This is a genomic window from Listeria farberi, assembly GCF_014229295.1.
Lineage (GTDB): Bacteria > Bacillota > Bacilli > Lactobacillales > Listeriaceae > Listeria > Listeria farberi.
This window is the reverse complement of sequence record NZ_JAARZL010000003.1, coordinates 1-20,561: the sequence shown is the minus strand read 5'-3', so window position 1 is coordinate 20,561 and position 20,561 is coordinate 1. Positions and strand designations below refer to the sequence as shown.

Annotated in this window: 11 protein-coding genes; 10 read left to right on the top strand and 1 reads right to left on the bottom strand. The window is 40.0% G+C overall.

The window, feature by feature from the left end; translation table 11 throughout:
- Nucleotides 1-3 precede the first annotated feature (3 nt).
- Nucleotides 4-312, bottom strand: a complete 309-nt coding sequence (locus HCB38_RS09450; RefSeq protein ID WP_185607938.1) for a hypothetical protein — start codon at nt 310-312, stop codon at nt 4-6.
- A gap of 180 nt (nt 313-492) precedes the next feature.
- Between HCB38_RS09450 and abc-f the strand changes: the two genes are divergently transcribed.
- The 10 genes from abc-f to HCB38_RS09400 all read left to right on the top strand — a co-directional run.
- The gene (gene abc-f / locus HCB38_RS09445) at nt 493-2,103 is read left to right on the top strand and encodes a ribosomal protection-like ABC-F family protein (protein ID WP_185638340.1); all 1,611 of its coding nucleotides are present in this window, start codon (nt 493-495) and stop codon (nt 2,101-2,103) included.
- A 57-nt stretch (nt 2,104-2,160) separates the two neighbouring features.
- Nucleotides 2,161-2,691 (top strand): ADP-ribose-binding protein, encoded by a 531-nt coding sequence (locus HCB38_RS09440; protein ID WP_185319689.1) that lies wholly within the window; start codon nt 2,161-2,163, stop codon nt 2,689-2,691.
- A gap of 287 nt (nt 2,692-2,978) precedes the next feature.
- A complete protein-coding gene (guaB, locus tag HCB38_RS09435; RefSeq protein WP_185620312.1) occupies nt 2,979-4,445 on the top strand; it encodes an IMP dehydrogenase in 1,467 nt (488 codons plus the stop codon).
- A gap of 159 nt (nt 4,446-4,604) precedes the next feature.
- Nucleotides 4,605-6,377 (top strand): DNA helicase RecQ, encoded by a 1,773-nt coding sequence (gene recQ, locus HCB38_RS09430; protein WP_185620313.1) that lies wholly within the window; start codon nt 4,605-4,607, stop codon nt 6,375-6,377.
- Between the two features lie 23 nt (nt 6,378-6,400).
- Nucleotides 6,401-8,554, top strand: coding sequence for a DNA topoisomerase III (locus tag HCB38_RS09425; RefSeq protein WP_185638338.1), 2,154 nt, complete (start codon nt 6,401-6,403; stop codon nt 8,552-8,554).
- Between the two features lie 108 nt (nt 8,555-8,662).
- Nucleotides 8,663-10,330 carry a CocE/NonD family hydrolase gene (locus HCB38_RS09420; RefSeq protein WP_185319692.1) on the top strand — a complete coding sequence of 556 codons (1,668 nt, stop codon included), beginning with the start codon at nt 8,663-8,665 and terminating at the stop codon, nt 10,328-10,330.
- Between the two features lie 176 nt (nt 10,331-10,506).
- Complete coding sequence (gene pbpD1, locus HCB38_RS09415) at nt 10,507-11,844, top strand: D-alanyl-D-alanine carboxypeptidase PBPD1 (RefSeq protein WP_185638336.1); 1,338 nt, start codon at nt 10,507-10,509, stop codon at nt 11,842-11,844.
- Between the two features lie 378 nt (nt 11,845-12,222).
- Nucleotides 12,223-12,669 (top strand): hypothetical protein, encoded by a 447-nt coding sequence (locus HCB38_RS09410; protein ID WP_185638334.1) that lies wholly within the window; start codon nt 12,223-12,225, stop codon nt 12,667-12,669.
- A 20-nt stretch (nt 12,670-12,689) separates the two neighbouring features.
- Complete coding sequence (locus tag HCB38_RS15090) at nt 12,690-14,378, top strand: DNRLRE domain-containing protein (protein ID WP_260484271.1); 1,689 nt, start codon at nt 12,690-12,692, stop codon at nt 14,376-14,378.
- A partial coding sequence (locus tag HCB38_RS09400) for a DUF6531 domain-containing protein (protein ID WP_260484270.1) occupies nt 14,336-20,561 on the top strand: 6,226 nt, incomplete at its 3' end. The genes HCB38_RS15090 and HCB38_RS09400, both read left to right, overlap by 43 nt.

Genomic DNA, 20,561 nt, shown 5'->3' with positions numbered 1-20,561 from the left:
CGATTAGTCTGTTTTAGTTTTGCTTGCTTTATTAATGTAAACGGTTTCGACTGATTGGTAAATAGTTTTTGCTGCTTTGGGTTCGTGTTTCATATCAATGGTATAAGTTTCTAAACTGAAACGTTGTGTTTCGTGTATGTGATACGGAGAACAATTGACATTTGAGGCAGCATCCCTTATTCTATATGTATTAATGAAAAGAGGTGAGATGACATGTTTCTTTTGAGTGCACGCAATAGTATAGTTGAATTTTTGTATATTGTCCGTGCAATTTTTTCCGGTATTGCAGTTACATTGGTGAAGTCTGCCCAAAAAACTGTATAACTAGAAAAAATGAGAGAAGCATGGAGTCACGCAATCGGTTTGTATAGTGCTAAATTAGTATTATACTTATAATTGGCGTCGGGCGCTTGTCTGACGCTTTTTTGTTGTCTAAAAAAATGTTTCACGTGAAACAATTTGCCATGCTTCCTTGGATAAATGGAGGATAAAATGACAATAGTAGCAATGAATGATGTAGTTAAAAGTTTTACTGGAGATATTATTTTAGAGAAAGTATCTCTTCAATTAGAAGAAGGCGAGCGCGTCGGTTTAATTGGTCGTAATGGTGAAGGGAAAAGTACAATTTTGAAGGTTTTAAAAGGGTTAGAGGGCGTTGATAGTGGGATTGTAACCAGTAAAAAAGGCGCTAAAATAGGACTTTTAGAACAACTATCTACAGTAAATCCCAATATAATAGTTGAACAATATTTACGAACTAGTTTTGGTGAGTTAGAGGAGTTAGAAAAAGAATTACGGGCATTAGAAGAAGAAATGGCAACAAACTCAAGCGAAAAGCTAATGAACCGCTACGGAGATAAAATGGCTTTATTCGGTGAGCTCGGTGGATATGAAATGGATGCTAACTTGAGCAAAGTGGTCAATGGACTTGGTATTGGAGCATTACTGCCTCAAAAATGGGGCGATTTAAGTGGCGGTGAGAAAACAAAAGCAGCATTAGCCCATTTATTATTGCAGAAAACGGACTTGTTACTTTTGGATGAGCCAACAAATCACTTAGACTTGATGGCAGTAGAATGGTTGACCTCGTTTTTACAACATTACGCTGGAACCGTGTTAGTTGTGTCTCACGATCGCTACTTTTTAGATGAGGTAGTCCAGAAAATGGTGGAGCTTGAGAACCGCGAGTTAATCATTTATCATACGAATTTTTCCGGATATTTAAAAGAGCGGGAAGAACGACTATTACGCGAATTTCAAGATTATAAAGACCAACAAAAGAAAATCAAAAAGATGCAGCAAGCTATAAAAAGATTGCGCCAGTGGGCTATGCAAGCCAATCCGCCAAATGATGCAATGTTCCGTCGGGCAAAAAATATGGAACGAGCATTAGAACGTATGGAAAAAGTGAAGCGCCCTGTATTAACACAAAAACAAATGCAATTACAATTTGACGAGGCTAGCAGAAGCGGGCAAGACGTAGTTGTGATGGAGAATTTAAATAAATCTTTTAGCGAAAAAGAAATTATGCAGGATGTTTCTTTACAAATTAGACAAGGCGAGCGAGTGGCAATTATTGGTAAAAATGGTACCGGAAAATCCACTTTATTAAAAATAATAGAAGGAAAAGTGGAGCCGGATAACGGGACGGTGAAAGTCGGAGCAAGTGTGAAAATCGCCTCGCTGTCACAACAAATGGAAGAGTTGAATGAAAAAATGACAGTACTTGAAGCGTTTCGAGATAAGGTTGCTGTGACAGAGGGAGAAGCGAGGCAAATGCTAGCTGGCTTCATGTTTTACGGGGAGATGGTTTTCCGGAAAGTAGCAAATATTAGCGGTGGCGAGCGAATGCGACTTAGATTAGCTCAATTTATTAATATGCCTGTGAATACACTTATTCTTGATGAACCGACCAACCACTTGGACATTGCGTCTCGTGAAGTATTGGAAGAAGCAATCCGGACTTTTACCGGGACAATCATTACTGTATCACATGATCGTTATTTTATTGATCAGCTCTGTTCAAAAGTAATTTGGCTTGAAAATAAACAATTAGCTGTGTATGAAGGTAACTACAGCTATGCCATTAGTAAACGAGGATAATCACCTTGCTGGAAATCATTCTCTAAATAAATTAGAATGAAGAAAAGAGGTGATGGTATGGAGATAACAGTTGTAAAAGGTGATATTACAGAACAAAATGTGGACGTCATTGTGAACGCTGCTAATCCAGGACTCCTGGGTGGTGGCGGAGTGGATGGTGCTATCCATCAAGCAGCTGGTCCTGATTTATTAAAAGAATGTCAAGAGGTTATTAATCGTATTGGCTCATGTCCAGCAGGTGAAGCAGTTATCACTTCTGCAGGTGATTTAAAAGCAAATTACATTATTCATGCTGTGGGTCCGATTTGGAAGGACGGAGAGCATCAGGAAGCGAACAAACTGGCGTCTTGTTATTGGAAAGCTTTGGATTTAGCGGCTGGAAAAGACTTAACTTCGATTGCCTTTCCTAATATTTCTACCGGTGTATATGGTTTTCCTAAAAAACTAGCAGCAGAGGTAGCGCTTTATACCGTTCGCAAATGGATGGAAGAAGAGTATGATGCAAGTATTAAAGAAATACGTTTCGTTTGTTTCGATGAAGAAAACTTGAAGTTATACAATAAATTAATAAACAGTGAAGTCGTTTAAGATAACAATCTTAGACGGCTTTTTCAAATGTTTCACGTGAAACATTTTTTACTATATTTTCTGAATTAAACAACAACGGAAAACCTTCTTGACATAGCTCCTAGCTTCTTGTAACATCATATTCAATAACTAAAAATATACATTGGCTATTTCAGCATGATTATAGAAGACAAGTCGCATGATGTGGAGATTTTCCACCATTTTTTCTTTATGAAAATAAGGATAAGATGATGCGTTTTTTCTATATAAAAAAGCGAGTACCAATAAAAAAGGAGTGTTTGCGACCCATGTGGGAAACAAAATTTGCAAAAGAAGGCTTAACATTTGATGATGTTTTACTTGTTCCAGCGAAATCGGACGTATTACCCAATGATGTAGATTTAAGTGTAGAAATGGCTCCATCACTCAAATTAAATGTACCAATTTGGAGTGCCGGAATGGACACAATAACGGAAGCTAAAATGGCAATAGCGATTGCGCGCCAAGGTGGAATCGGTGTTGTTCATAAAAATATGAGTATTGAACAACAAGCAGAAGAAATCGAAAAAGTGAAACGCTCTGAAAGCGGCGTTATTATTGATCCATTTTATCTGACTCCAGACCACCAAGTTTTTGCTGCAGAGCATTTGATGGGTAAATATCGTATCTCAGGTGTTCCAATCGTCAATAACGAGAAGGAGCGCAAACTAGTTGGGATTTTAACTAACCGCGATTTACGTTTTATTTCAGACTACTCTACAGTAATTAAAGATGTTATGACCAAAGAAAACCTAGTGACAGCACCAGTTGGAACTACTTTAAAACAAGCGGAGCAGATTTTGCAAAAACACCGCATCGAGAAATTGCCACTTGTGGATGAAGCGGGCATTCTAAAAGGTCTTATCACTATTAAAGATATTGAAAAAGTAATTGAATTTCCGAACTCTGCTAAAGATAAGCACGGTAGACTACTTGCTGCAGCAGCTGTTGGGATTACGAATGATACGTTTGTACGCGTAGAGAAATTAATCGAAGCGGGTGTAGATGCGATTGTAATTGATACTGCGCACGGACATTCAGCAGGCGTTATTAATAAAATTTCTGAAATTCGTCAAACATTCAAAGATGTCGTGATTGTGGCTGGAAACGTTGCGACAGCTGAAGGAGCACGTGCTCTTTTTGAAGTTGGTGTTGATATCGTGAAAGTTGGTATTGGACCAGGTTCCATCTGTACGACACGTGTTGTTGCGGGTGTCGGAGTTCCGCAAATCACAGCCATTTATGATTGTGCGACTGTTGCACGTGAGTTTAGTAAAACAATTATCGCGGACGGTGGTATTAAATACTCTGGTGATATCGTGAAGGCGCTGGCTGCTGGAGGAAATGCAGTTATGCTAGGAAGTATGCTGGCTGGAACGGACGAAAGCCCTGGTGAAACAGAAATTTTCCAAGGCCGTCAATTTAAAACTTATCGTGGTATGGGTAGTTTGGCAGCAATGGAGCACGGTTCTAAAGATCGTTACTTCCAAGCAGACGCGAAAAAACTCGTTCCTGAAGGTATTGAAGGTCGCGTTCCTTATAAAGGTTCCGTTGCTGATATTATCTTCCAATTAGTTGGTGGTATTCGTTCAGGTATGGGCTACACTGGTTCCCCTGATTTAAGACATCTTCGTGAAGAGGCAGCTTTTGTTCGTATGACTGGTGCCGGACTACGCGAGAGCCATCCACATGATATTCAAATTACTAAAGAAGCACCAAATTATAGCATTTCTTAAGGTCGAAAAAGCAGGAATCTCTTCCAAAAGAGGTTTCTGCTTTTTAATTTCTTTTATAAAACAAGATAATACTAAGAAAAAATGAATTTCCTCAAAAAGCTTCAATTAAATGCATAAAACCGCTATACTGTTTCTATAGAGGAGGCGTGAAAAAAGATAATGATAGAACAAGCCAGAGCTATTTTACAGCAAAATTTTGGTTATCAAGATTTTCGAGATGGGCAAGTAGATGTCATTTCGAAACTTTGCGCGGGTGAAGATACGCTAGCAATCATGCCAACTGGCGGCGGAAAGTCACTTTGCTACCAAATCCCAGCACTTCTTTTTAATGGTTTAACCATAGTTGTTTCTCCGCTAATTTCACTTATGAAGGATCAAGTAGATGCGCTAATCTCAGAAGGTATTGCAGCTACTTTTATTAATAGTACGCTTACTAATAGAGAAATAGATATTCGCCTTGAAGCTGCGTTTTCTGGAGAGATAAAGCTGCTATATATTGCCCCGGAACGAATTGAAACTTCCGGATTCCAGCGCTTAATCGAACAAGTACCTATTGCGCTATTTGCAATTGATGAAGCACACTGTATTTCGCAGTGGGGGCATGACTTTAGACCAAGCTATTTGAGCCTTTGCGATAGCTTAAATAAAATGACCCGGCGTCCGCTTGTTATCGCGCTTACTGCTACAGCAACCCAAGCTGTTTCAGACGATATTTGTCGTCTTTTAGAAATAAAACCAAATTCTGTTATCAAAACTGGATTTTCCAGAGATAATTTAGCATTTCAAGTAGTAAAAGGTCAAGATAAAGACAAGTATTTAATTGATTATTTAACGAAAAATTCGACGGAATCAGGTATTATTTATGCGTCTACACGAAAAGAAGTGGAGCGAATCCACAGTTTTTTGCTTAAAAAAGGTGTGGAATCAGGTATGTATCACGGCGGAATGACTGATATAGCCCGAAAAGATTGGCAAGAGAAGTTTCTATATGATGATATTCGCGTAATTGTAGCAACGAATGCTTTTGGAATGGGCATTAACAAATCCAATGTGCGCTTTGTTATTCATTATAATATTCCGCGTAACATTGAGGCATATTATCAAGAAGCAGGGAGAGCTGGTCGAGACGGTGTTCCAAGTGATTGTATTCTGCTCTTTTCTCCACAAGATAGTCGTATTCAACAGTTTTTAATTGAGCAATCCGAAATGGATGATGAACGTAAACAAAATGAATTCGTCAAGCTACGTCAAATGACGGGTTATGGTTATACAGAAATTTGTTTGCAGAAATATATCGTCCAATATTTTGGTGACGACGAAGAAAACTGCGGAAAATGTAGTAATTGTTTAGATACACGAGAAGCCACAGATATTACGATTTTAGCGCAACAAGTTTTTTCTTGTATAAAACGAATGGGGGAACGTTTCGGAAAAGTATTGATTGCTAAGGTTTTGACCGGATCTGCTGATCAAAAAGTGAAGGATTGGCACTTTGAAGAACTTAGTACCTATGGCTTAATGAAAGATGCATCTCAAAAAGATGTATTGCAACTAATTGATTACCTCACAGCAGAAAAATATTTACAACCAACTGATAGCCAATTTCCCTCACTCAAACTTACAGAACGAGCAATATCAGTGTTGCGAGGGGAACTAAAAGTGGAAAGAAAACAAGCGAAACGTGCTGAAAAAGTTAAAATAGATGTAAACAGTGACCTTTTCGAGAAATTGCGGGAAGTGCGGCGGGAACTGGCAGCAAAACACAAGGTGCCGCCATATATCATTTTTTCAGATGAAACGTTACGTGACATGTGTGCATATATGCCACAAACGGAAGATGCACTGCTTGAAGTCAAAGGCATTGGTGCGATGAAACGCGATAAATATGGTGCTGAATTCTTGGCAGTATTGCAACAAGAGGCAACAAAATAAGATAGAAGAGAGGGTTTTGACAGATGACAAAAACATTAGTGCTGGCAGAAAAACCGTCTGTCGGTAAAGATATTGGTCGGGTACTCGGAGCTAAGCAAGGTAAGAATGGCTATTTAGAAGGTGGGAAATATGTAGTAACTTGGGCACTTGGGCACCTTGTAACACTGGCTGACCCAGAACGCTACGATGCAAAGTACAAAAGCTGGAATATGGAAGACTTACCAATGCTTCCAGAAAAAATGAAATTAGAACCAATCAAACAAACGAGAAAACAATACGAAACGGTTAAGAAATTAATGAATCGTCCAGATATAACAACCATTGTCATTGCAACAGATGCAGGCAGAGAGGGAGAACTTGTAGCTCGCTGGATTATTGACTATGCGAAAATCAAGAAGCCTCTAAAAAGACTATGGATCTCCTCTGTAACGGATAAAGCGATACGTGAAGGATTTGAACACTTAAAACCAGGGAAAGCTTATGAAAATCTGTATCACTCTGCTGTCGCTCGTTCTGAAGCTGACTGGGTGGTAGGGATCAATGCCACACGTGCGTTAACAACAAAATACAACGCTCAACTTTCATGTGGTCGAGTGCAAACGCCAACCCTTGCAATGATTCAACATCGTGAGGAAGAGATTCGCAACTTTAAACCACGTGAATACTATGGAATTACCGCGTTAACTGAACGAGAAAGTTTCACGTGGAACAATGGCCAAACTTTTGATAAAGCTTTAGCGGAAAAACTAGTAAAATCTTTACAAGGCGAAAATGCGATAATTACAGAAGTCACTATGAAAGAAAAGAAAACTTTCTCACCAGGTTTATATGATTTAACCGAATTACAACGCGATGCTAATAATAGATATGATTTTTCAGCGAAAGAAACGCTTAATATTATGCAAACTTTATACGAGCGACACAAAGTACTAACATACCCACGAACAGACTCACGCTTTATTTCGACAGATATCGTTCCAACACTTAAAGAACGTTTAGTGGCATGTGGTGTGGGTGAAAATGCAAAAGCAGCCCGCCAAATCAGCGGAAAACCGATCAAAGCGAACAAATCGTTTGTAGATAATAGCAAAGTAAGTGACCATCACGCAATTATTCCAACTGAGCAGCCTGTATCACTTGGAGATTTAAGCGATAAAGAACGGAAAATTTATGACCTTGTTGTCAAACGCTTTTTAGCAGTGCTTTCAGAGCCATATATTTACGAAGAAACCTCTGTTAAAGCCAAAATAGGTCAAGAAGAATTCGCTTTAAAAGGTAAAGTTGTTAAATCACTTGGTTGGAAAAGTATTTATGGAGAGTCGCGCGAACCAGATCAGTTAACTAAAATGAAAAAAGGCGATACAATTCCAGTTAAACGAATCAATTTAGAGACTGGAAAAACAAAGCCGCCAGCGAGATTTAATGAAGCAACCTTACTTTCAGCTATGGAAAACCCGTCTAAATATATGGAATCAACGAGCAAAGCTTTAGCCAAAACTCTTGGTGACACAGGAGGACTTGGAACAGTGGCAACACGCGCTGATATTATTGAAAAATTGTTCAATAGTTTCTCTTTAGAAAAGCAAGGTAAGGACATTCTAATTACTTCTAAAGGGCGCCAGTTATTAGAATTAGTTCCGGAAGATTTAAAATCTCCAGAACTAACGGCTCGTTGGGAACAAAAATTATCGAAAATCGCAAAAGGTGAGCTAGATTACCGGAAATTCACTGCAGAAATGCGTGATTACGCCAAAAAAGCAGTAACTGAAATAAAACAAAACGATAAAAAATTCCGTCACGATAATATTACCTCACAAAAATGCCCAGACTGTGGTAAGCCGATGCTAAAAGTCAAAGGTAAACGCGGAACAATGCTGGTTTGTCAGGACCGTGAATGTGGTCATCGTGAATCAGTTTCGAGAACGACTAATGCACGTTGTCCTAATTGCCACAAACGTATGGAAATGCGGGGCGAAGGTGATAAGCAAATTTTTATATGTGTTTGCGGACACCGGGAGAAATTATCTGCGTTCCAACAGCGTCGCGATAAGGAGAAAAATAAAAATGTATCCAAAACAGATGTAGCTAAATTTATGAAAAAACAAAACAAGCAAGAAGATGAGCCATTTAACAATCCAATGGCTGAAGCGCTTGCTAAATTGAAGCTGGATAAATAAGATGGAACAAAGTGACCCACTCATATTGAGTGGGTCACTTTGTTTGACATAGTCTGTCGTATACGAAACAATAAAAGAGCAATCCACACTGAAAAGGAGATGTTTCACGTGAAACATAATCAATTAATTATTGAAACAGATATCCCAGCTAAAATGCGCGATGGAGTGACACTCTATGCAGATATATATCGTCCGGCCGGTGAAGGGAAATATCCAGTTTTGCTTACAAGATTACCTTATAGTAAATCATACGGTCTCCATTTTATCCGTCCTAATATTTTGGCAGAGCAAGGTTATATTGTGATAGTTCAAGATGTTCGCGGTAGATACACTTCAGAAGGCGAATTTGTACCTTACATAGCAGAAGTAGATGATGGATATGACACAATTGAATGGGCAGCTAATTTGCCTTATTCTAATGGGGATGTCGGCATGTTCGGGTTGTCGTATTACGGTTATACACAAATATTAGCTGCGATAAGCGGTAATAAACATTTGAAAGTAATCGCACCAATCATGGCGCAAAATAGTATGACAGATGTATTTAACGACCATGACGGTGCGTTAGAGCTAGGGATGTGGGAAACGTGGAATCTAGAGTCTATGCTTCCAAACATGCTAGCGCGTACGTATAAAACAAGGGATGAATTAGAGGCAGCAACAAAGGCATTAATGAAAAACCTCGACCATTTAGATGTACTTTATCAATTTAAACCTTATAAAGACTGGCCAGCAATCGGGCAAAATGAAATGCCTTATTTCTCTGAGTTGCTAAATTATGAACCGGAACATAATCACTGGCAAAAAATCGACGCGAAAAGCAATTATAATAAAATTAATGTGCCAGGACTTCATGTTGCTGGTTGGTATGACTGCTTTTTAGATAAAACAATCGCTAATTTTCAAAATGGTCACTTGCGCGGTCTTGGAGATAAGCTCATCATTGGACCATGGACGCATGCTAATTTTACACAGATGATTGGTGACCGTGATTTTGGAATGGCGGCCACTAAATGGGGCGAGGCGAATATGCACGCAAGACATATAGAATGGTTCAATCATTGGTTGAAAAAAGAGCCATTACCAGCATCGGCGCCGGTTAATTATTTTGTGATGGGTTTGAACGACTGGAAAACAGCTGAAAACTGGCCGCCACAAAATGCAAATATGACACCACTATATTTTAAAAAGGAAAAAGTAAGTGCAGAATTCACACCGCCGACTACCTCTTCTGAAGCAAAATTCAATTATAATCCAGAAAAACCAGTACCATCAAATGGTGGTGGCACCTTACATAAAGCACTGCATGCAGATGGACCTCGTGATCAACAAACAATCGAACTTCGCGAAGACGTTCTTTGTTACTCGACAGACCCACTAGAAGAAGCAATCGAAGTTACTGGATCAATTCAAGTAAAACTTTGGGCAAAAACAAACGCCCCTAATACAGATTTTACAGCGAAATTAGTAGATGTATTTCCAGATGGAACTGCTTTTAACTTAGCAGATGGTATCATCCGGGCGAACAAACAACATAGCGATAATGTGCAAAATAATATTAATGAATATACAATTGATTTATGGGCAACAAGTAATTTATTTCAAAAAGGCCATCGAATCCGCGTCGAAATATCTTCTAGTAACTTTCCGAGATTTGATCCTAACCCAAATACGGGCAGTAGTTTTATTCATTCAACCGAAAGTCAAATTGCGAGCCAAACGATTTATCATAGCCCAGAATACCCGTCCCATATTCTTCTACCAATTATTCGCTAGAAGTTTGGCTTTTTGGGCGAAAAGTTTTATATACGACACTATTAAATCATGGTAAAATATGAAAGTATCCGTCAAAAAATGAAACTTATTCAAAAAGGGAATTTTAAAATAGGTTTCTTGATTAAAATATAGATAAACTGAGCTAACTGTTTGCTCAAAATGAAGGAGAAGTTGCAGTGAAAAATATAATTAAAAAAACAGGGATCTTAATCATGGCAGCATCCCTTGCAGTAAGTGGCTTTTTAGTAAGTCCGAAAGCAGCACAAGCCGCGGAAGCACCAAACGTCAATGCAAATGCAGCAATCGCGATTGAAGAGAGTACTGGTAAAATTTTATATTCAAAAGATGCTGATAAGCTAATGGGAATCGCATCCATGACGAAAATGATGGATGAATACTTATTACTTGAAGCTATTGATAAAGGACAATTGAAATGGGACGATAAAGTAACTATTTCTGAATATGCCTACAAAGTTTCTCAAGACACTTCCTTATCGAATGTTCCACTTAGGTTAGGTGAAGAGTATAGTGTTCAAGAATTATATGAAGCGATGGCAATTTATTCCGCGAATGGGGCTGCAATTGCCATTTCTGAAAAAATAGCGGGTTCTGAAAAAGAATTTGTTGATTTAATGAATAAAAAAGCAGAAGAACTAAAACTAGGCGAACACCAATTTGTTAACTCGACTGGGCTTAACAATGAAGATTTAAAAGGCGGCCAGCAAGTGGGCGGTCCAACAGATGAGAACAAGATGACAGCTCGCGGGATGGCAAAGCTTGCAAAACACTTAATTGATGATTACCCTGATGTTCTTAAAACAGCTAGTACAACGAAAAAAGAATTCCGTAAAGGCACACCTGACCAAATTGACATGTCAAACTGGAACTGGTTACTACCAGGATTAATTTACGGTCGTCAAGGTGTTGATGGCTTGAAAACTGGAACTACTGATTACGCTGGAATGTGTTTGACTGCAACAGCGGTACAAGACGGCATGCGAGTTGTTACCGTGGTACTTCATGCTAACGGCGGTGGTAAAGGTGAACATACGAGTGCTCGTTTTGACGAAACAAATAAAATGCTAGATTATGCATTTAACAATTTCAAAGTAAAAGAAGTTCAAAAAGCAGGCTCGAAAGTGAAAAAGCCAGCTAGTATCGCTGTAGATAAAGGAAAAGAAGACACAGTTGGACTCGTTACAAAAGACGCAGTAAAACTAGTAGTACCGAAGAACGGAAACGCTCCTAAGTTAAATACCGATGTAACACTAAAAGAAAAAACAATAGAAGCACCAGTTAAAAAAGGTACGGAAGTCGGCAAAATGGAAGTATCTCTAAAAGATGGCGACAAGTTAGGCTATCTGGATGGAAAACAAACAGAAACAATTGACGTACTAACTGCTAGCGACGTCGAAAAAGCGAACTGGTTCATGCTTTCCGCTCAAGCAGTAGGTTCTTTCTTTAAAGGCATTGGAAGCTACGTTTCTAATGGTGTGCAAGGCTGGTTTAATTGAGAATTTATAGATAGCAGTAATTTTGTGAATTATAAGGCTAAGCAAAATGACATAATTCTAGTGATGAAATGATTTTTTATGATTTTAAATAGCTTTACTAATAGAAATGTTTCCATATTTTTTATGATGATATGGATGAGAAAGGTAGCATTCTACGGAGTGCTACCTTTTTTGTGCGTGCTGAAAAAGACTGCCAGCCAAGGGTTTTGAGGCATATTTACTTTGCTTCAACTGGTAGATTGACGAGCTTTTTTTGAGGGAGCTATGTACGGTATAAAACGCAAATGTGACAGAAAATCGAACGTTGCTTCAAGCACACAAAATCAACTTGTTTTTATGATATACTTGCTGAGATTGTGAAAAACGGGAGGATATGGGATGAGAAATTTATCGAAAAAGAAGAAGCTATGGATAGTCTTGGCAATGCTTTTAGTGTTGATTGCGATACTTGTATTCGTGCTTCAAGATTGTGCACATGATGAAAAAGGAACAGGACCGTTAAAAGTAGAACTAGACTTCAAACGAAATTACGCAAAATGGTCGGATTTAAAGTTGAATGGGGACATTTGTAATCCACTGTATTTAGCGGAGTTACGGGAGATGGAAAAGAGTTTCGGAACAATTTATGTAGAGGCTAAAAAACCGAAAATATGGGATGACTTATCTAAAAAAGATCAGACCATTTACACTGCATATGGCGATGTGGCTTCAGAGCTAAAAGTTATGAATGATGCGATTGAAGCAGAGGATTTTAATCAAGCCAAGCAAGTTCTGAAAAAGATTTTAGAGATAGAGAAAGGTGTAAAGAAAGAAACTGAGATATAAAAGGGAGACGGGGATTACATATGAAAAAGGGCATAAAAATTTTACTGGTGACGTTACTTTTATTTCCACTGCTACCGTGGCAATTTGTGCAAGGAGCGGTAAATGTTGAGAATGAGTTTGGAAATTATTATGGAAAGCAACTTTCTACGCAAGATAAAGTGACTGTGGCGGACTTAAATGAGGATGCACAGGAGCAATTAAAGGATAAGAGTACACCGAAAGATACAACGCTTGATGAGGATTTAAGCGATAAGAATTCGGATGCTGTTCGTTTGTTTGAGGAAGAGACACCGAATGTGACAGATATTTTAGCGGAAGATGCATCAGCTGCTGGAATGACGGAGGTTGTTGCGGAGCGTACGGAAAACACGAAAACTTTTGTAAATGAAAATACGGGCGAGGGAGAGACGTATTATTTTACAGAGCCAGTGCATTTTAAGGATGAAGCGGGCAAGTGGACGGACTTTGATACAACGCTAGTGAAAGATGGCGAGAAGAATTGGACTGCAAGTGAGACAGCGAAAGAGATCACGACGCCAAAAGTGGTGACGGATGAGACGATGCCAACGCTTAGCTTAGACGGCGCGAATGTGGCTGTTCGTCCTAGTGGTGAGGCTGATTTGGCTCAGGTTGTAGCGAAAGATAACCGAATCATGTATGCGAGTGAAGATGATAAAACGGAGCCGCTCACGTTGCAAGCCGATAGCTTTGGTATGGAGCTAGGGCAGTATGTGAAGACGGGAGACGATACGGAACAACAGGTTACATTTGATTTGACGGTTCCAAGTGACGTGACTTTGAAAGACGATGCAAAGCGCGCGGCAACATTAATTTATCGTGGTGAAGATTTGATTGGCGCGATTCCAAGCCCTGTTTTAGAAGATGAGACGGGCTCAGTTATGGATACGTTAACTGCGAAAACGGTGAAGACGGAAACCGGGTATCAGTTGCAGGTCGCGAAGTTTAATACGACAAACCTTAAAGGTAATTTGGCCAAGGTGGCTGTTTCTTTTGTGAGCACAAAAATTACAAATGGAATTCAAGCTACAAGTTTACGTCAATATCGGGATGATGTGGCGTATTCTTTCCAACCATACATGTATATTGGTTACGATGATGGGAATAATTCAGGGACACTCGGAGCCGCTCATTTTATTACCTATGGTGTTGTGAAAGTGCCAGATAGCGAGATTAAAAAAATTGGTACAAACCGTGAAATTGAATCGGCAGAGTTGTCTCTTTTTAGAAGTGGCACGGAAGGCTTTTGGGGAGACCGGGCAAAAGATAGTAAAGGAAGCGTTGTGAAACGTTTATTTGAAGTGCATGGAATTACGAAAGACGTTGGTAATATTGCCGATTTAACATATGGTAAATTTAAAAATCTTGGTTTCCCGTATGGTCCGCCTGCAAATGTAGATGGAAAAGAAACGTATATTGGAAAAATTGATGATGCGAATCGCCGAGTTTCTTTTGATATTACAAATGTTGCGAAGGACTGGGTGAATGGCGGTAAAAACAACGGTGTAATTGTGAAAACAGCAAAAGTGAATGGGTTTGAACTACCATATTCGCAAGCTGATGTATTTGCTGCGCCTAAGTCTGGGGTGACGAGCGAGTCGCCGTATGTGTATTTAAACACCGTGAGCGCCCGCCGATTGATGCGGACATGCCGCTTAAAGACACAAAGCTTTATTTGCGTCCGTTTGTAAGTGCGAATAATGATGGGAAATTGGATTTTACAGCGCTTGGAATGGACGGCGTTGGTCGCCCGGATGCGAAAATTAATTATAAAATTATCGATACATCGGATAAAAACAAGGTAGCATTTAGCGGAACGGATCCTTCAATTGGTCGAGATTATTTATTCCCGAATTATCCGAAGCTAAGTAGTGAAACACAGGAATACCGGGAGTTAATGAGTAACTGGCAGACAAACACGCTACTTTTAAAAGGTGCTTTGAAAGAAAATCATTTATATCAAGTAGAAACGGAGATTAAAGATGGAAACGAATCTGTAAGTAAGAAATACGATACGTTTCAGATTTATAAGGTGACAGGTCTAGACTCGTTGCCTCGCCTTTTGAAATTCTACGGGATTGCAAATAAACGGTTGCAGTTTATGCTAGATAATAATATGAAGGATGAATTGCTCGTTCAAGGAAACGTCGTGTTCATTCGGAATCCACAAAAAAATGCTGGTAAAGCCTACCAATCGGGAAATTACGATACAGCGGAGAAAATGCGGCTTGATGCGCTTGCTATAGGGCGTGGCAAGCATTGTACATTCGGATATGAACCAATTAATTTTGATAGTGGGAACTTGCTTTATAACATGGAGGATGCGAAATGGTTTGACTTCGATGAGGAACAGACGATTACGCGGACTTATAATTCGATGGCACAAGGCAAAGATAGCCCTATCGGACGAAATTGGACCTTTAATTTAGCTGATCAGCTAGGTTTCTTAGAAGACGGCACCGTGATGTTGACGCGCTCAGATGGCGGGAGTGTGTTTTTTGAGAAGCAGCCGGATGGAACTTTTGAAATAGAAGAAGATGAGCCACTAGCACTTACAAAAAAAGTGAATAAAAACGGCGCGCGTGAATTTGAGATTGTGGATTCAAAAACAGGCAAAATCTCTCTTTTCGCTGCAAACGGCCTGCTTTTAAAAGTGACAAGTAAGGATGGAAATGTAACGAACTATACGTACAATACTGATGGTGAATTGGTGAAAATGGTCACTGGCTCCGGGAAGGTGTTGCAGTATACGTGGGATGCAGATGGGCACTTGAAAGAAATTGTGTTGCCTGATGGCGGGAAATTGGCTTATTCATATGATGACGATGGAAACCTGATAAAACTGGTGGATCAAACTGGAAAAGTAATTACATATCAGTATGATTCGGAACACCATATGACATCGTATAAAGACCATAACGGAAAATTATTGATTAAAAATACATTTGATGCAGAAGGTCGTGTGACGGAACAAACGGACGGAGAAGGCAATACTGCCACACTGAAATATGGGAAAGGTAAAACAACGACAACAGACTTCAACGGTAATAAGAAGGTGGTTTATTTTAATGAGCGCTTCCAAACCACGAAGACTGAGTATGCCGACGATACAACGACTGAAAATAAATATGACGATAAACATCAATTAGTCGCTTCCATAGACCAATTGGGAAATACGACAACTTTTGAAAATGATGCAAACGGAAATCTGACAAAAACCGTATATCCAGATGGGACAATAGAAACGAACGAATTTGACGCGAAGAACCAATTGATACGCGTGACGGATAGCCGTGGAGGCGTAACGAGCTATACTTATGATTCTAATGGGAATGTCGTACAAATAACGGAGCCAAACGGTGGTGTGAAGAGATTTACGCATAATGCCGATGGTCAGGTGGTTACAGAGACTGATGCAAATGGCGCGGTAACAAAGTCCGCTTATGATGCGAACGGAAATCCGACAAAAGTAACGGACGGCCGCGGTAATGAGACAACCTACGCCTATGATAATTTGTCGATGTTGAGTAGTATTACAGATGCAAACGGTAAGTCGGAAAAATATGAACGAAACGCACGCGGTGAACTAGTGCGCGAATGGAATGCAAATGGAGCAGCGACAAAATATTCCTATGATTCAAATGGTAATAAGACAAGCGAAACCGATGAGAACGGGAATAGCACTACTTTTGAATATGATGCCTTTGGTCGTTTGAGTGAGGAAACGAATCCACTTGGCGGCGTTACAAAGTATAAATATGACGGAAATGGCAATAAAATTAGCGAAACAGACCCACTCGGCAACACGGAGGAATTTAAGTATGACTCGCAAAATCGGATGATAGAAGCGATTGCGGCAGATGGCTCGGTCATTACGTATCGTTACGATGCACTTGGTCAAAAATTATCCGAGGAAACCGAAGATGGTCAAAAAACAAGCTATCTATATGATACAAAATCAGGCTATAAGACACAAGAAACAGACCCACTTGGCAACAAGACAAGCTATGCCTATGATGCAGACGGAAATGTCACGAAAATCACCTATCCAGACGGGACAACAGAAGAATTTAGCTATGATGCAATGGACAATATTACACGTTTTGTCGATCAAGCTGGTAACGTTCAGACGTATGAATTTGATGCGAACGGAAACACAACAAAATTAAAAGAATCCGGCCGTGTTTCGACATATAGCTACGATGAAAATGGTAGTGTGACCTCAGAACAAGATGCAGCTGGCGGCGTAAAGCGCTATAGTTTTGATAAAGTTGATCAAGTAGAAATCGAAACCGACGAGCTTGGTGAGAAAACCCACTATGTGTACGACGCAGACGGCAATGTCACGAAAATTACGGACGGCAATGGTCATACTATAACAATGGCGTATGATAACGCTGGTAATGTGATTCGCCAAACGGACGCAGAAGGTAATACCACAAAATATACCTATAATGCGCTCCATTTAGTCGAAACGGAAATTTCACCAACAAACGATATCACTCAATATCGCTATAACAAAAACGGTGATTTAATCAAAGAAATAGATCCATACGGTAATGAAACAAGCTATCGTTACACAAAAACAGGCGAAGTGTCTAAAATCATTGATGCCCTAGGTAACGAAACAACATATGACTACGATAAGCGTGGCAATTTGACAACAAGTACTGATCCACTCGGTCGAAAAACAACCTACAGTTATGATAAGGCGGACCGCGTCATCGAACAAAAAAATCCAGATGGCACAAAAGCAACGTATACTTATGACAAAATGGACAGACTGCTAGAACAACAAGACAATACAGGTCAAAAAGAGAGCTACACATACAACGCAACTGGCGACGTGACCCGTATTGCCGATCGTAAAGGTCGCACTGAATCCTACACCTATGACACATTCGGCAATGTCAGCAGTAAAACCGACATGCGAGGCAATAAAACAAGCTACGAATATGATGCAGCGAACCGCCTAGTGAAGCAACAAAACCCGACAGGCAAGGCGCAAAGCATCGCCTACAACAAACGTGGCGATATTACCTCGGAAGTTTTACCAAATACTGGGAAATATACTTATAATTACGATGCAGAAGGTAACTTGTTGTCAGAAACAAACCCGCTAGGCGAAACAACAAGCTATCAATACAACGGCAACGACGAGCTGATTACGACAACGAATCCAGCCGGCGCTAAATCTAGCGTAACTTACGATGCAAATGGCAATGTCACAGCAGTTACCGATGAAAATGGCGGCATAACAAAACAAACTTTTGACGCAACAGGTTTAGTCACAAGCCAGACAGATGCAGAAGGAAATAAAACACAATTCGGCTATGACCAATTAGGGCGCCTAACAACCGAAATAGATGCAGCAGGATTCAAACTCCTGAACAGCTATGACGCAGCGGGACGCCTTATCGCCGAAACAGATAAGCGTGGAAACACAACGAAATACACGTATGACAACGCAGATAACATTTTGACAGTCAAAGAGCCTTATGGTACCACATCGAAATTTAAATACGACCTACGTGGCAATGTGACCAAAGAAATAGATGCAAATGGTAATGCGACCACTTATAGCTACGATAAAGACGATCAACTTTTATCTGAAACGGACCCGATTGGCTATAAACAAAGCTACAAATATAACAAATACGGCGACCTTATCGAAGAAAGTGATAATCAGCAGAAAAAGGCGATTGCCAGCTATACGTATGACAAATTAGGTCAGCAAACGTCGAAAAAAGATATTCAAGGTCGAATCACGCGCTACACATATGATGATACCCAGCGCATGACGCAAATTACGTATCCAAATAAACTTGCGGTTGGCTATACGTACGATAAACTAGACCGTGTTACTACAATGCGAGATGTTCGGGGCAATGATACTAAAATTCAGTATGACAAAGTCGGCAACGTTACCTCCATGATTGATCCAGGTAACCAAGTCTACAAATACACCTACGACAAAAAAGGCAACATGACCAAAGAAATCGACCCACTCGCAGCAAGCACAGAGTATCGTTACAATAAAAACGACCAAGTTATCAGCATCAAAGACCCAACAAACGCAATAACTAAATACCAATATGATGCGCGTAACCTGCTAAGTTCTATTACAGATGCCAAAGGTCACACAACAAAAATGGCCTACGATGGTAACGAGAATCTTAGCGAAACAACAGACGCAAAAGGCAACAAAGAACGCTTCGAATACGACGCACTAGATCGCATGACAGCAGCACAAAACCGATTAGGACAAAAATCAACTTACACTTACGACAAAGTAGATAACGTTACAGCAATCAAAGACGCCAAAGGTTTTGTCACAAAATATAGCTACAACGATCGCAGTGACCTCGTCAAAGAAGTAACACCAGAAGGCAAAAACGAAAAATACGAATACCAATTAGATGGTTCTTTAAAGTCTAAAACGAAGCCAGATGGTGAAAAAACAACTTTCAAATACGATGAATTAAACAATTTAGTTGAGCAACAATTTGATGGTGGCAGCTACAAATACACTTATGACAGTAATGACGACGTAAAAACCGCCACATCAAAAGACGGAACATCCAAGTTTACCTACAATAAATTCGGTGACGTACTATCAGTCAAAGATGCAAACGGCGAAACGTTGAAATACGAATATGATACAATTGGCCGCAAAACCGCGCTCATTTATCCAGATAACACGCGCGTAACTTATCGCTACAATGACGCCAATCTGCTAACCGATGTCATCGAATCAGACGGTAAAAAAACCAGCTACACTTACGATGCGAATGGCCTGCCACTGAGCATTCATTACAGCAATGGCACGACGACTAGCTATAAATACACAGCAACTGGCGAAACCGAGCAAGTCATCACTAAAAATAAAGCCGGAGAAACCATCGCCTCATTTGACTACAACTACGACGAAAACGGTAACGTAGCCAAAGAAACCATCAATCAAAGTGGCGAAAAACAAACCAAGAGCCACACCTATGATGCTGATGATCAACTGATGGAAACAACAATAACCAAAGGCAACACCACCGAAAAAATCACGTATATCTATGATGCTAACGGCAACCGAAGTAAACTTTTACGTAATAAAAATGGTAAGAAAACCACGGAAAACTATCATTACGACGATGACAACGCGCTCACGATGATTAAAGCAGATGGTGATAAAGACACAACCTACACATACGACAAAAACGGTAACATTACCAAAAAAGCCTTACGAAGTGGTAAAGTAGAAACATACACGTACAATGGCGAAAACCAACTGATTCAATCCGCCGACAACGAAGGCAATCAGACGACATACACATATGACGCATTTGGTAATCGCATAGGCAAACAAACCATCACAGACAAAACCAAGTCCTTCAAAGGGTCGCTAAGTGAATGGATTACAGAATACGACAAAGATAGTCAAAAAGGCAAAACAGAAACTCTAGCGGCACAATTAGAAACTCGCGCCAATGATGCGTCTAAAGGTTGCTCAGCGTATGCAGAAGCAAGTACGCAAAAAGTGACTAAAGATGGCATGCGAGGGAAAACCGAGCTTAAAGCAAGCGATAGCAGCGGAAGCAAAACCAGTCAGCGCACCACAAAAATGACCCAAACAGTTGGCTATCAAACGGTAAATACCATTCGCTATGTCAACGATTTAACGCAAGAGTACACCCAAGTCGCTCAGCTTAACGAGACGACAGAAGACGACGGCGAAACAAGCACTACCAAGACCGCTTTCCGTTTTGGTGACGACAATCAAATAATCGGCACCGAAGAAGAAAGCTATCACGAAAACGGCCTAACCGACATCACAACAACAACTGACGGCGAAACAAGTACCGACTATGATTACACAGACT